The organism is Ancylomarina salipaludis (assembly GCF_004122035.1).
Lineage (GTDB): Bacteria > Bacteroidota > Bacteroidia > Bacteroidales > Marinifilaceae > Ancylomarina > Ancylomarina salipaludis.
This window is the reverse complement of record NZ_SAXA01000001.1, coordinates 303,858-317,560: the sequence shown is the minus strand read 5'-3', so window position 1 is coordinate 317,560 and position 13,703 is coordinate 303,858. Positions and strand designations below refer to the sequence as shown.

Below are 13,703 nucleotides of genomic sequence, written 5' to 3'. Positions count from 1 at the left end.
TGACGATACCTTTACATCTTTCAAATTGATAATCTACTCACTCACTAAATTACTCATTATATTATGAGAAAGTTTAAAGACCTTAGCCTAAACGAAAAACTGATGATCAGTTTTATTTTGATTCTTTTAATAGCTATTGCCTTAAATTGGAGCAATGTTTATAATGGAATAAAAAAGGGCTTTGATAGTCATACCGAACAACCAGCTAAATAAGCTGGATGATACCCGAGACATCGTCTCGGGTATTTATTTTAAATCTTGATCTTGCGATCTCGATATTATTTACCATTTGCATGATATTATAAAAATGAAAAAACAAGATTTAATATTTATACTCTGTGTTGTCGCTTTTTTTCTGCCATTTTTTGTGTCAGATGAGGTGTTTAACTTTTATGTAGGCTACAATAAAGCACATGGTATGGTTACCAGTTTTATTAAATTCGCTATTCTTGCCACATTGGGCGAGGTGATTGGATTAAGATTGAAATCTGGTGTTTACTACCAAAAGGGTTTTGGTATTCTTCCCCGAGCTATTGTTTGGGGATTTTTAGGATTAAGCATCAAGTTGGCTTTTGTTATTTTTGCAACCGGAACACCAATCTTCCTTGCTTATCTTGGTCTTGATGGGGCAACTGAAGTTATGAAAGGTGCTTTTAGTACCGATAAGTTATTAGTTGCCTTTGCAATATCTGCTTGTATGAACCTTATTTATGCACCCGTAATGATGACTTTGCATAAAATTACGGATACACATATTATTGATAATGGTGGAACTCTAAGTGGTTTTCTGAAACCAATTCAGTTTTCTAATATTTTTCAAAAGTTGGATTGGGGAGTGCAGTGGAATTTTGTGTTCAAAAAAACAATTCCTTTTTTCTGGATTCCAGCGCATACATTTACCTTTTTATTGCCACCCGATTATCAGGTTCTGTTTGCAGCCGTTTTGGGAATTGTATTGGGGGTATTACTCGCCATTGCAAGTTTGAAAAGTGCTAAATAATTATAACTTTGTAGAGGATTGAAAATTATAAATTTTTAATCCTCTGTTTTTTATAATAAGCACGAGTGGGTTCACTGTGTTTTGTTAATGTCTCATCTCTTTTTATACTGAAAATATGACTAAAATCGGATTGTTTTACGGCCCTGAAGAAGGTAATGTAGAAAAAGTAGCTAAGCTTATTGCTGGTAAACTTGAAAATGTTGCTCTGGTAAAAGTTAAAGATGTTGATGCAAGTGCTTTCTATGCGTATGAAAATATTATTTTGGGTATTTCAACTCTTGGCAAGCATAATTGGTCTTCAGATAATACAGGAAACGACTGGGATCATTTTTTGCCCAAAATGAAGGGGATTAGCTTAAAAGGTAAGCGAGTTGCCATTTTCGGACTTGGAGATCATGTTGCTTATGCTGATTTCTTTGTTGATGCTATGGGGGAGTTATCTGAAGTTGTTAAAGAAACCGGAGCGACCCTTATTGGTGAAGTGAGCGCCGAAGGTTATGAGTTTAATGAATCTCGTGCTTTTGTAGATGGAAAATTTGTAGGGCTTCCTATTGATGAAGATTTCGAAGAAGAGTTGACTGAAGAAAGAGTCGATAATTGGTTGAAAATCATTGAGCCGGAGATGATTTAAAAAGTATTGATATATGAATTGAAGCTTTCTTTTTTTGAAGAAAGCTTTTTTTTTGGACTGGAACTATCAGTTTGGTATTTTTAAAACGATTCCTCTCTTTAGATTGTAATTATATAAGCTCGATTAGTTTTAATTTGTAAGGAAAATTTGTAAAATTGCAGTAATTAAAATTTAAACAATAACACTTTAAATACAGAATATGAAAACCCCCATAAATTCTCAAATAGTTGATGATAAATTAGCTCTGTGTGAGATTGATAAGATGGAAGATGCCACTATTCGTGATGTTGTACGTGTAGTGAATATGATTGAAGAAGAGAGTGGAGAGAAATTCATTCGTATGGAAATGGGGGTTCCGGGTTTGGCAGCCTCTAAATTTGGTATCGAAGCCGAAAAAGAAGCTCTGGATCATGGCGTTGCTTCTGCTTACCCGATGCTTGAAGGCGTTAAGGTATTGAAAGAAGAAGCGTCCAGATTTGTGAAAAACTTTATGAATGTCGATATGAAACCTGAGGGAATTGTACCGACAGTAGGTTCTATGCAAGGTGGATATGCCGCTTTTATGGCAGTTTGTTCTGCAACAGAAGGGAAGGATACAATTTTATTTGTAGACCCTGGATTTCCGGTGCAGAAAACGCAAATGGACGTTTTGGGAATGAAATATGAAACCTTTGACATTTACGATTATCGTGGAGATAAGTTGCGCGATAAGTTGGAGTCAATCATGTCAAAAGGAAATATTGCAGGTATTCTTTACTCAAACCCTAATAATCCGGCCTGGATTTGTATGAATGAGGATGAGTTGAAAACGATTGGTGAAATGGCAACCAAATACGATGCAATTGTATTGGAAGATCTGGCTTATTTTGCAATGGATTTCAGAACAGATTTGAGTCAGCCGGGTGTGGGACCATATCAGCCATCAGTAGCCAGATATACCGATAATTATATTTTGATGATCTCCAGCTCAAAGGCTTTCTCTTACGCAGGACAAAGAATTGGTTTGCTTTGTATGTCAGATAACTTATATAAAAGAAGGTATGCTGGTTTGAAAAAACGATTTGGAGCAGATGGTTTTGGGTATACCATTATCTATAGAATCATCTATACACTTTCTTCAGGTGTTTCACATTCTGCACAGTATGGTTTGCATGGCATGCTTAAAGCGGCTAATGATGGTCGATTCAATTTTGTTGAAGATGTGAAAGAGTATGGCGAACGTGCCAAGATTATGAAGAAACTATTTATAGATAATGGTTTTGAATTGGTTTACGGAACCGATCTTGATGTGCCTTTGGCCGATGGATTTTATTTTACGATTGCTTATCCCGGACTAACCGGTCCCGATTTGAATAGGAAGTTATTATACTATGGTATTTCTGCAATCTGTTTGAATGAGACAGGAAGTTTAAAAGAAGGCCTTCGCGCTTGTGTGTCTCAAATCTCTCGTGATCAATTTGCTGATTTGGAGTTCAGATTGAAAGAGTTTCATAAGCATCATCAGGTTCTTGCATAACTGAATGTTTAAGTATTTCGTATAAGTAGGAGATGAGTAGTTACAGATTCGTATAAAATATGCCTCTCAAGTAACGAATTTGTTATATATGGGGCATAATTTATTTAGACTGATTGTAAATTCTTGATATTGGCGATGAATTGAAAGGGAAATGATGAAAGTCGCTTTTGATTTGTTACCTTTATCGAGCAAATTAACATTAAATTCTTAATATTATAAACGCTATGGCAAAATTCAAAGGTGCTATTGTTGTTGATACCGAAAAATGTAAAGGTTGTGGCTTATGTGTTGTAGCCTGCCCTACAAAGGTTATCGAACTTGCACGCGACGTTAATGGCAAAGGTTACCATTATGCCCACATGGCCAATGCTGATGCATGTATTGGTTGTTCAAGTTGTGGTTTAGTTTGTCCGGACACAGTAATTACTGTTTACAGAGTAAAAGCAAGCTAATTACTATTTAATCAAAATCTGAAAATCTTAAAAATATTTTTGTAATGGGAGATATTCGATTAATGAAGGGGAATGAAGTGATTGCTGAAGCAGCTATTCGTTGCGGATGCGATGGGTATTTTGGTTACCCAATTACACCTCAGTCCGAAATTATGGAAACCCTTATGATTCGCCGACCTGAACTGGAAACCGGAATGGTTGTTGTTCAAGCGGAAAGCGAAGTCGCTGCAATTAACATGGTCTATGGTGGAGCATCTTGCGGTAAAAAAGTAATGACATCTTCGTCAAGCCCTGGAATCAGTTTGAAAGCTGAAGGTATTACCTACTTAGCCGGAGCTGAACTTCCTGCTTTGATCGTAAATATTGTACGAGGAGGACCAGGTTTGGGTACAATTCAGCCAGCTCAGTCAGATTATTTCCAAGCTGTAAAAGGTGGTGGACATGGTGACTATAAGCTTATTGTATTGGCTCCTGCTTCTGTTCAGGAAATGAATGATTTTGTAGACTTAGGTTTCGAACTTTCACACAAATACTTAAATCCGGCAATGATTTTGTCTGACGGTGTTATTGGTCAGATGATGGAGAAGGTTGAATTGTCAGAATTCAAGCCTCGTTGGACTGAAGAAGAAATTATCGCGAAGTCTGGTACATGGGCAACTACTGGTAAAACAGCAGACAGAGAACGTAATATCTCTACATCTCTTGACCTTGATTCAGCTAAGCAGGAAGTTTTCAATCACAAACTTCAGGCGAAATACCGTGCAATGGAAGAAAACGAAGTTCGTTTCGAAAAAATCGATTGTGATGACGCTGACTATCTATTCGTTGCTTACGGTTCAAGTGCTCGTATTTGCCAAAAAGCTATTGAATTGGCTCGTGAAAAAGGAATTAAAGTTGGTTTGCTACGTCCTATAACTCTTTTCCCTTACCCAACTAAGGCTATTCAGGAAATGCTTGGTCAGGTAAAAGGAATTTTATCAGTAGAAATGAGTGCTGGTCAGATGGTAGAAGATGTTCGTTTGGCTGTTAACGGTAAAGTGCCAGTAGAGCATTATGGTCGTTACGGTGGAATTATTCCTACTCCTGACGAAGTAGTTGAAGCATTAGAACAAAATTTTTTAGGAGAATAAGTTATGACAGCAACAACAGAACTTAAGAATATAATTAGCGAAGAGAACGTTGTTTACAAAAAAACTTCTGTTCTTTTAGATAACGAAATGCATTACTGCCCGGGTTGTACTCATGGTGTAATTCATAAAGCAATTGCTGAAGTTATTGATGAGATGGGCATTCAGGAAAAAACAGTTGGTGTTTCTCCTGTAGGATGTTCCGTGTTAGCATATAACTATTTAGATATCGATTGGCAACAAGCTGCTCATGGTCGTGCGCCTGCATTGGCTACAGCAACATCGCGTTTGATGCCTGATAAATATGTTTTCACTTATCAAGGTGATGGTGACTTAGCTTCTATCGGTTGTGCTGAAATTATGCACGCTTGTAACCGTGGTGAAAGCATCGTTGTGTTCTTCGTAAACAATGCCATTTATGGTATGACCGGAGGACAGATGGCACCAACAACTCTTGAAGGACAGGTGACTGCAACATCTCCTTACGGACGTGATTGTCATACAACCGGTTTCCCAATGAAAATGTCTGAAATGGTAGCGATGTTACCAGGTACTCGTTTTGTGACTCGTGAGTCAGCAGAAACTCCGGGTGCGGTTCGCAAATTGAAAAAAGCAATTCGTAAAGGTTTTGAAAATACCAGAGAAGATAAGGGTATTTCGTTTATCGAGATTGTTGGAACTTGTAGCTCGGGATGGAAAATGTCTCCTGTACAGTCTAACGTGTGGATGAAAGAAAACATGTTCCCTTATTACCCACTTGGTACATTAAAAGACGAGTAAATTTCATTAGGGATAGAGCGAGATTAACTTTATGGTAGATTATTTAGAACAATCAGTGATCTATCCCATAATCGATTAAAACTGTAAAAAAATGACTGAAGAAATTATAATTGCAGGATTTGGTGGTCAGGGTGTACTTTCAATGGGTAAAATTCTTGCTTACTCAGGTATTATGCAGGATCAGGAAGTATCATGGATGCCATCATATGGTCCTGAAATGCGTGGAGGTACAGCTAACGTAACTGTAATCCTTAGCGACAATCGTATTAGTTCACCAGTGTTGAAGAAATTCGATACAGCTATCATTCTTAACCAGCAATCAATGGATAAGTTCGAAGCTGATGTTAAGCCAGGTGGAACTTTATTATATGATCCAAACGGTATCACACGTCATCCGGAAAGAACAGATATCAATATCTTTAGAATTCCAGGTGCAGCCTTAGCTACTGAAATGGGTAATCCTAAGACTTTCAACATGATTATTATGGGTGGTTTCCTTAAAGTGAAGCCTATCGTAAAACTTGAGAATGTTCAGAGAGGTCTTGAGAAATCATTGCCAGAGCGTCATCATAAATTGATTCCTTTAAATATTGAAGCCATTCAAAAAGGAATTGAAAATGTTGAAACTGTACTAGCGCTATAGAACAAAACAACAACAAATACTATCCAATTAAAAAGAAGAATCTTATACTAAGATTCTTCTTTTTTTTATATAATATGTTTTGTAACTTGATTGTCATAAAGTTACTAGCTATGATACATTATGACTTTGATAAAAGACGCCAGGTGTTAAATTGTACAATGAAAGGTACGGTTACAGTAGACGAAGTGGTCGTTTTTATTGAATCTATCATAAAGGATGACTTTTTGCTGGCAGATCTGAATATGATTATTAATATGCTTGAATGTGAGGTTGCATTTGAGTTTAATCAACTTCAGAAAATTGCCGATGCGAATAATAGATTATTGGATCGATATCTTTCTATTAAGCACGCAGTTGTATTAGATAAACCCTTAGATACAGCAATGGCATATTATTATAAGCAGCTTAGTTTGCAGAGAAATTACTCAATGGAAATTTTTACGACTGTTCATGCTGCTCGTACATGGTTAGGTCTATCAGAATCTTAGTTACAGATTAATTTTATAAAATTGATAGTCGGGGTATTGCTGAACAGTTTTAGCATTCTTTTGCAACAGTTAATTACGAATTTTCGTTTACGATAGAGATTTTTTATTCTATATCCGAATGGGTAAAGCTTGAAAAAATGATTTTTTGCTCAATGTCAAAAGAACAAAGCCTGAAAAATGATTTTTTTGCTCAATGTCAAAAGGACAAAGCCAAAAAAAATGGTTTTTTGCTCAATGTTAAAAGTACAAAGCCTGAAAAAATGGTTTTTTGCCCAATAACTAAATAGGTAAAGCAAAAAATGAGAGTTTGAATAATAGACCACACAATAAAACCGAAACAAAGATGTGCTCGGCGAAGCTAAACTAAATGTGTGGTAGTAATGATATAAAAATGGCTAGCCCTTTACATTAAGAGCTAGCCATTCATTTTATTCGTTCTATACACTAAAGCTTAAAGAAGCTGTAGTCTAAATATTGAAGGACAGTTTTAGCATCCTCGTGTTTATCAATTTCAGATTTCCATTTGTTTGAATTCAGATCAAAAACTAAACTCTGAGTTGAATCCACAAAGCCAAACCCATTGTTATAGGTAAAGTAGGCATATCCCCGCTGAGATTTATTAAAGAGGTTTTTACCGATTTTGAATTCCGAATCATCTATCCCCATTTGAGATAAAAGGGTGTTGGCCAAATCCGGCTGGCATCCATATTTAGGAACTTTAAGCCCTTTTTGTTTTAGGCAGCCACCAAGCCAAAGCATCGGAATCTTGTATTTAACAGGATCGCTGGGCACAAAGTTACCTACGTAACGAGAGCCATGATCAGCCAATAAAATCACCAAAGTATTGTCCCAACTTGGAAGTTTCTTTAATCTGGCTATAAACTCACCCAAACACTTGTCGGTGTAGTAAGCTGAATTCATAAATAAGCTGTTTTCATCTTTGCCTTTTATAACCGTCTCCATTGGCACTTCAAAGGGTTCATGGCTGCTTAAAGTCAGGCAAGCTTTAAAGAAAGGTTCTTTTTCAAGTGTGATATCATGATAGAGTCTGTCAAACAAGTATTCGTCGTGTACGCCCCATTTCGACGTATTCAACTCACTTGGAAAATCCTCCATTGTGATGGTGTTGTTGAAACCAATATTCGATAAAAAGGAGTTCATACTGGCAAAATGGAGGTCGCCGCCATAATAGAATTTGCTGTTGTATCCCTGTTGTTTAAATGTCTTGCACAGGCTGGGTAGATTCTGAACCTTTTTGTGATATTCAATAACGGGTTTCTTTGGAAGAGAAGGGAACCCACTGAAAATACCAACTGTCCCAATTTTTGTTCGGTCTCCAATGCCATAAAAATTTGTGAACATGATGCCTTCGTCAGAAAGGGAGTGGAAATTGGGTGTCACACCTTTTTTGCCTCCTAGTTCCTCAATGATTGCAGAGGTAAAACTCTCCAAAACGATTAAAACAATGTTTGGAGATTTGCTTTTCAGGATGCTGTCTTGATCGATGATTTTAGATTCAATCATTTCAGCGTATCTGGTTTGTACTTCTTCGTCAGAAAGAAGCTTTATTCTTTTGTTTTTCTTTAGTTTTTTTAGAGAATATGAGAAGTTCCAAATAGGATTGACTGACAAAAGGTTTGCATAGGTGTTTGCTGAATGGTAAACATAGCCAACATTCATGGGAGCAATGCCTAAACCACCTCTGATTGGGATAATCATGCTGGCAGTTATCAACAACAAAACAGGTAGGAATTTCAATTTAGTAGGCTTAATCGCATCGATCTTACTAATTAAAAATCGATTAAATAGTTTATAAGTGATTGTAAAGATAGCCACGAATAAACCGAATAGGAGAATGTAAGTTGAGGTAGCTGTTGAAGCCGCAGCTTCTTTAGGTGTTTTTAGATAGCTTAAAACAGTACCATCGATATGAAAACCCCAGTTGCGAAATAATTCGAAGTTGGGCACAGCAATGGATAAGCTGATCAGAATGAGAATTCCGAATAAAACTTGAAAGAGAAGCTTCAATTTCTTTCCTGGTAGTGTAATACTCAGACTTAGGATTAAGCCGGTAAGCATAAGGATATAGCCCGTTATCGAAATGTCGTGATATAGGCCATAAATAAATGACAACAGAATTTCTCCAAGTCCTAATAAGCTGGTTTGAGAGTATTGATAGATTGAAAATGCAAAGCGGATGAATATCATAAATGCGATCCAGCCAAGGGCTGATGCAAGGAAAAAAGATAATCTTTGTTTCATAATTTTTAGAGTCGAAGAGCTGATATTATTTGAAAATTGCAATGAGAATCATTCCTAAAATAGAGAGGCTTCCCCAGGTTGTAAGATCCCATTTCCAATTTCGTTGTAATGAGGGTTTATCTAGTTTTAGAAATTTGAATAGAGGTAGAGATTTGTAAATGGCATAGCCAAATAAAAGGCCAATTATCGTCCCAACAATAATATCTCCCGGATAATGAACGCCCAAATAGATTCTCGAGTAAGAAACCACAACTGCCCACGAAAATAAGAAGATGCTTATATATCTTTTGCGGAACAAAAGGCTGCAGAAAGTTGCCAGTCCAAATACATTGGCTGCGTGCGATGAGGCAAAACCGTATTTCCCACCACGGTAACCGTTTACAATATGCACCAAGTCGGCCAATTCAGGTGAACGACTGGGTCGAAATCGCTGAAAAGTCGGTTTTAAAATACCTGATGCCATTTGGTCACAGCAAGTAATCACAAGTGCAATGGCAATCACCAGATAGATGCAATTACGCCATCCATAAGTTTTGTATATGTGAACAATGATAGATAAATAAAATAATCCCCACACAAGTTTTCCTGAAATCAGATACATTAATGAATCGAAAAAAGGAGAATGCAGACTGTTGAGAAAGAGTAATAATTCCTGATCTAATTGGTTAAGGGTTTCAAGCATAATTGAAATAGTATATGGCTAACAAAAACAGTTGTTTGTTATAGCTTTTTAGTTTTAAAACGACTGTAAAAATAGTTATTATCCTTACAAAATGCTGAATTCGTACAGATTTGAGTCAGGAAAACTGACTTTTACTCGTTGATTTCTTTTGAGAGATCTTTGATATTTAGGTTTTGGTATCATATAAATAATGATTTTAACCGTGTTGTTGACAGGCTTTATCGTGCTATATATTGTTTCATCCAATAAATTTGATGTGATTGATTAATTCACCTAAAATTGGATTTAAATTTCAATATTTGAATTAATTTTAGCAAACATAAATATTATAACTATTGTGCACTTTATGATACGAAAAAAGGAGTTGTTTTTAGTTTTACTTGTTTTTATTAAAGTGCGTTGTGTTTAAATAATCAATCCTAAATTAAAAAAAAATGATTAGAAAATTATTTCTATCACTTCTGTTTGTAGGTGTTTTTACACTTGGAAGTTTTGCCCAAACTGGAAAAATTAAGTTTGAGGAATACGATCTTGATAATGGCTTACACGTCATTCTTCAGCAGGATCATACAACGCCTAATATTGTTATTTCGGTGATGTATCATGTTGGGTCTAAAAATGAAAAACCTGAATTAACCGGATTTGCCCACTTTTTTGAACACCTGATGTTCGAAGGAACGGATAATATTCCACGTCATCAGTACGATAAATATGTGTCAAGAGCGGGTGGTGAGTTGAATGCGAATACGTCAACTGACCGTACTTATTATTATGAGCTATTGCCATCGAATCAATTGGCTTTAGGTGTATGGTTAGAGTCTGAAAGAATGATGCATGCTAAAGTAGAAGCCATTGGTATCGAAACTCAGAAAAATGTTGTGATTCAGGAAAAAAAGCAGCGTTACGACAATCAACCTTATGGAACTATCTTGCCACAGACTTTGTCGCATGCTTATGAAAAACATCCATACCAATGGACTCCAATCGGAAACGAAGAGCACATTCGTAATGCCAAAGATGAAGACTTCCTGAATTTCTATAAAGAGTTTTATGTGCCTAATAATGCAGTTCTAACTATTTGTGGTGATTTTAAAACAGAAGAGGCTAAGAAATTAGTGAATGATTATTTCGCTTCAATTCCAAAGGGAACAAAAGAGATTTATCGCCCATCAATTGTCGAGCCGGTTAAAACAAAAGAAGTACGCGATACGGTTTTTGACAATATTCAATTGCCAGCAGTTATTCAGGCTTATCATATTCCTGCAATCGGAACACCGGATTTTTATGCTGTAAGCATGTTAGGGAAACTGTTAACAGATGGCAAAAGTTCTCGTTTGAATAAAACTTTGGTAGAAGAAAAGCAATTGGCTTTGCAGATGATGGCTTTCCCAATGCCTAACGAGGATCCGGGTTTGACATTAGCTTTCGGTATTCCAAATATGGGTGTTGATCCGATGGATCTTGAGAAAGCAATGGATGAACAAATCAATTTGGTTCGTAAGGATTTAATTTCTGAAAGAGAGTTTCAGAAGCTTCAAAATAAGGTTGAGAATGACCTTGTAAGTTCTAATGCTACTATTGAAAGACGAGCTGAAAATCTTGCGACAGCTTATACTTATTATAAGTCAACTGAAAGAGCTAACCAGGAGTTAGATAATTATTTGTCTGTATCGCGTGAAGATATTAAGCGTGTTGCAAATAAATATTTTATTCCTGAAAACCGAGTTGTTCTTTATTACCTGCCTAAAGCAAAATAGGGGGTAACTTAATTTTTATTGAGTCGTTTAGTGAAGGCTCAAATTTATTGGGATAGGCTTTTTGCCTTAACATGTAAATTATAAAAGATGAAAAAAATAAATAAATTCTTATTCATACTTGTTGCTATCTGTTTAGTAACAACGGTTCATGCACAAGTTGACAGAACCAAGGCTCCAGCTGCTGGTCCTGCACCAAAGGTGCAATTGGGCGATTACGATACTTTCACTCTGAAGAATGGATTGAAAGTTTTGGTTGTTGAGAATCACAACCTGCCTAAGGTTGCTTTTAATCTTGAATTGCTTATCGATCCGATTGTTGAAGGAGATAAAGCGGGATATATTTCTATTGCAGGAAGTTTACTTGATGCAGGAACCAAAACAAAAACATCACAGGAAATTGCTGAAGAGGTCGACTTTATTGGTGCAAGATTAGGTACTAGTTCAAAAGGCGCATCTGCTGCAGGTTTATCTAAGTATAAGGATCAGATTTTAGCTTTAATGTCTGATGTTGTTATGAACCCTGCTTTTCCTGTTGAAGAGTTTGACAAATTGATCAAGCAAAATATTTCAGGTATTCAGGCAGATAAAACATCACCTAAACAAATTGCACAAAATGTAGCAAGTAAAGTTTTATATGGTAGTGATCATCCTTATTCTGATGTTATGACTGAAGGAACATTGGCTAATGTGACTTTAGATGATTGTAAAACGTATTACGCTAATTATTTTAAGCCTAATGTTGCGGTAATGGCTATTGTTGGAGATATCACAACCAAAGAAGCTAAAAAATTAGTAAAGAAGTATTTTGGTAATTGGGAATCTGGTATTGTACCTAGTCATGTTTATGATACTCCGGCAAAGATTGAAGGTAAGCGAGTAGTTTTGTCTAACAAAGATGCTGCACCACAGTCTACGATTCAGATTGTTTACCCTATCGATTTAAAAAAGGGTTCTGCTGATGTCATTCCTGTAAGTGTTATGAATGCCATGTTAGGACGTGGATTTTCAGGTTTATTAATGAAAAATCTTCGCGAAGATAAGGGTTATACCTATGGGGCTTATTCAAGTGTTTCAGCTGATAAATTGGTAGGTGACTTTTATGCCGGTGCCGAAGTGAAAGCTGCAGTTACGGATAGTGCCTTTATTGAGATCGCTCGTGAAATGAATCATATCAGAAATGAGAAGATGACTCAGGATCATTTTGATATGACCAAGGCGACACTTGCAGGTGATTTTGCTCGTGCTCTTGAATCGCCATCAACTATTGCAAGTTTTGCATTAGCAATTGAACGTTACAACTTGCCATCAGATTATTATGCAACTTATCTGGAGAAATTAGATAAAGTAACGCTTGAAGATGTTCAGGCTATGGCTAAAAAATATGTTGATCCTGATAATGCAATCTATTTGGTAGTAGGAGATAGAGGCTTGAAAAATAAGCTAGCAAAGTTAAGTTCTACAAATACTGTTGAAGAGTACGATGGTGACGGAAATGTTGTAAAGGAAGATCCTAATGCGATTCCTGAAGGCTTGACTGCAAATGTTGTTGTTGAAAATTATATCAAAGCTATCGGTGGAAGAGAGAAACTGGAAAGCATTAAGGATATGAGTTTGAAAGGCGAAATGAAAATGGGGCCAATGAGCATTAATGTGGAGCAGTATTACAAAGGCAACGAGAAATTTGCCATGAGTATGATGATGAACGGGCAGGTTATGCAAGCAATTAAATATAATGGAGCAACTGCAAAGCTTACTGCCAGAGGACAAACGAATGAAGCAAATGCAGAACAACTTAATGGATTTAAAATGCAAGCTCAAATGTGTGCCGAACTAAATCTTGAAGCTTTAGGTTTCACATCAAAGCTAGTAGGCACCGATAAAGTTGATTCTAAGAAAGTTTATAAGTTGGAAATTGTGGGAACAGATGGAACAAAAAAGGTTGATTATTTTTGTGCAACTACTGGTCTGAAATTGAAAACAGTGGCTCAACAAAACGGTATGTCTGTGACGATGATTTACAAAGATTATCAGGATGTAGATGGTATAAAATTTCCGTTTACAACAATCACTCAAATGGGACCTCAGGAAATGCCTTTAACAATTACAAGCTTAGAGCTTAATAAAGAGGTTAAAGATGAACTCTTCAATTAAAAAATATTGAATGAATAATTTTAAATGGCTGCCTTAGGTAGCCATTTTTTTTGTTTGAATACCAATCGCCTAAATTCTATTTTATCTAATTTCTGCTTTGTAACACCCATTTTTAGGGATATTTTGAAATTTTTAGAGAAAAAACAAAAAGTGTTTGGCCATTTATAAATTGTTTCTACCTTTGCCGACCGATTCAGGAGTGTAATTAGTGGTT

14 protein-coding genes are annotated in these 13,703 nt (G+C 36.3%); 12 read left to right on the top strand and 2 right to left on the bottom strand.

Annotated features, from left to right (window positions below; translation table 11 throughout):
- Window positions 1-63: 63 nt before the first annotated feature.
- From EO244_RS16845 to EO244_RS17140, 10 genes are all read left to right on the top strand, one after another.
- Entirely contained in the window at window positions 64-213 is a 150-nt protein-coding gene (locus EO244_RS16845; RefSeq protein WP_164977383.1) for a hypothetical protein, read from the top strand.
- A gap of 94 nt (window positions 214-307) precedes the next feature.
- Window positions 308-1,000: an Mpv17/PMP22 family protein gene (locus EO244_RS01355; protein WP_129252190.1), complete on the top strand. Its 693-nt coding sequence runs from the start codon at window positions 308-310 to the stop codon at window positions 998-1,000.
- 115 nt (window positions 1,001-1,115) lie between these two features.
- The gene (gene fldA / locus EO244_RS01350) at window positions 1,116-1,631 is read left to right on the top strand and encodes a flavodoxin FldA (protein WP_129252188.1); all 516 of its coding nucleotides are present in this window, start codon (window positions 1,116-1,118) and stop codon (window positions 1,629-1,631) included.
- 199 nt (window positions 1,632-1,830) lie between these two features.
- Entirely contained in the window at window positions 1,831-3,147 is a 1,317-nt protein-coding gene (locus tag EO244_RS01345; protein WP_129252186.1) for an aminotransferase class I/II-fold pyridoxal phosphate-dependent enzyme, read from the top strand.
- A 224-nt stretch (window positions 3,148-3,371) separates the two neighbouring features.
- Window positions 3,372-3,599, top strand: a complete 228-nt coding sequence (locus EO244_RS01340) for a 4Fe-4S dicluster domain-containing protein (protein ID WP_101308731.1) — start codon at window positions 3,372-3,374, stop codon at window positions 3,597-3,599.
- Between the two features lie 44 nt (window positions 3,600-3,643).
- The gene (locus EO244_RS01335; RefSeq protein ID WP_129252184.1) at window positions 3,644-4,729 is read left to right on the top strand and encodes a 3-methyl-2-oxobutanoate dehydrogenase subunit VorB; all 1,086 of its coding nucleotides are present in this window, start codon (window positions 3,644-3,646) and stop codon (window positions 4,727-4,729) included.
- A 3-nt stretch (window positions 4,730-4,732) separates the two neighbouring features.
- On the top strand, window positions 4,733-5,506 hold the full coding sequence (locus EO244_RS01330) for a thiamine pyrophosphate-dependent enzyme (protein WP_129252182.1): 774 nt from the start codon (window positions 4,733-4,735) through the stop codon (window positions 5,504-5,506).
- A gap of 91 nt (window positions 5,507-5,597) precedes the next feature.
- On the top strand, window positions 5,598-6,149 hold the full coding sequence (locus EO244_RS01325; protein ID WP_129252181.1) for a 2-oxoacid:acceptor oxidoreductase family protein: 552 nt from the start codon (window positions 5,598-5,600) through the stop codon (window positions 6,147-6,149).
- 110 nt (window positions 6,150-6,259) lie between these two features.
- The gene (locus tag EO244_RS01320) at window positions 6,260-6,637 is read left to right on the top strand and encodes a hypothetical protein (protein ID WP_129252179.1); all 378 of its coding nucleotides are present in this window, start codon (window positions 6,260-6,262) and stop codon (window positions 6,635-6,637) included.
- Between the two features lie 152 nt (window positions 6,638-6,789).
- Complete coding sequence (locus tag EO244_RS17140) at window positions 6,790-6,924, top strand: hypothetical protein (RefSeq protein ID WP_262707904.1); 135 nt, start codon at window positions 6,790-6,792, stop codon at window positions 6,922-6,924.
- Window positions 6,925-7,081: 157 nt separating this feature from the next.
- Here EO244_RS17140 and EO244_RS01315 read toward each other — a convergent pair whose 3' ends face one another.
- Together EO244_RS01315 and EO244_RS01310 are read right to left on the bottom strand one after the other, a co-directional pair.
- Window positions 7,082-8,899 carry an LTA synthase family protein gene (locus tag EO244_RS01315; protein WP_129252177.1) on the bottom strand — a complete coding sequence of 606 codons (1,818 nt, stop codon included), beginning with the start codon at window positions 8,897-8,899 and terminating at the stop codon, window positions 7,082-7,084.
- Between the two features lie 25 nt (window positions 8,900-8,924).
- Window positions 8,925-9,581, bottom strand: a complete 657-nt coding sequence (locus EO244_RS01310) for a phosphatase PAP2 family protein (protein WP_129252175.1) — start codon at window positions 9,579-9,581, stop codon at window positions 8,925-8,927.
- Window positions 9,582-10,015: 434 nt separating this feature from the next.
- On the opposite strand from EO244_RS01310, the gene EO244_RS01305 reads away from it, so the two are divergent.
- Both EO244_RS01305 and EO244_RS01300 read left to right on the top strand, forming a co-directional pair.
- Window positions 10,016-11,338, top strand: a complete 1,323-nt coding sequence (locus EO244_RS01305) for a M16 family metallopeptidase (RefSeq protein WP_129252174.1) — start codon at window positions 10,016-10,018, stop codon at window positions 11,336-11,338.
- 87 nt (window positions 11,339-11,425) lie between these two features.
- Window positions 11,426-13,489: an insulinase family protein gene (locus EO244_RS01300; RefSeq protein WP_129252172.1), complete on the top strand. Its 2,064-nt coding sequence runs from the start codon at window positions 11,426-11,428 to the stop codon at window positions 13,487-13,489.
- Window positions 13,490-13,703: the final 214 nt, after the last annotated feature.

Bases quoted from the DNA above. Each gene is read 5' to 3' on its own strand.
- EO244_RS16845 (WP_164977383.1), top strand. From the start codon at position 64: ATGAGAAAGTTTAAAGACCTTAGCCTAAACGAAAAACTGATGATCAGT.
- EO244_RS01355 (WP_129252190.1), top strand. From the start codon at position 308: ATGAAAAAACAAGATTTAATATTTATACTCTGTGTTGTCGCTTTTTTT.
- fldA (WP_129252188.1), top strand. From the start codon at position 1,116: ATGACTAAAATCGGATTGTTTTACGGCCCTGAAGAAGGTAATGTAGAA.
- EO244_RS01345 (WP_129252186.1), top strand. From the start codon at position 1,831: ATGAAAACCCCCATAAATTCTCAAATAGTTGATGATAAATTAGCTCTG.
- EO244_RS01340 (WP_101308731.1), top strand. From the start codon at position 3,372: ATGGCAAAATTCAAAGGTGCTATTGTTGTTGATACCGAAAAATGTAAA.
- EO244_RS01335 (WP_129252184.1), top strand. From the start codon at position 3,644: ATGGGAGATATTCGATTAATGAAGGGGAATGAAGTGATTGCTGAAGCA.
- EO244_RS01330 (WP_129252182.1), top strand. From the start codon at position 4,733: ATGACAGCAACAACAGAACTTAAGAATATAATTAGCGAAGAGAACGTT.
- EO244_RS01325 (WP_129252181.1), top strand. From the start codon at position 5,598: ATGACTGAAGAAATTATAATTGCAGGATTTGGTGGTCAGGGTGTACTT.
- EO244_RS01320 (WP_129252179.1), top strand. From the start codon at position 6,260: ATGATACATTATGACTTTGATAAAAGACGCCAGGTGTTAAATTGTACA.
- EO244_RS17140 (WP_262707904.1), top strand. From the start codon at position 6,790: ATGTCAAAAGAACAAAGCCTGAAAAATGATTTTTTTGCTCAATGTCAA.
- EO244_RS01315 (WP_129252177.1), bottom strand. From the start codon at position 8,899: ATGAAACAAAGATTATCTTTTTTCCTTGCATCAGCCCTTGGCTGGATC.
- EO244_RS01310 (WP_129252175.1), bottom strand. From the start codon at position 9,581: ATGCTTGAAACCCTTAACCAATTAGATCAGGAATTATTACTCTTTCTC.
- EO244_RS01305 (WP_129252174.1), top strand. From the start codon at position 10,016: ATGATTAGAAAATTATTTCTATCACTTCTGTTTGTAGGTGTTTTTACA.
- EO244_RS01300 (WP_129252172.1), top strand. From the start codon at position 11,426: ATGAAAAAAATAAATAAATTCTTATTCATACTTGTTGCTATCTGTTTA.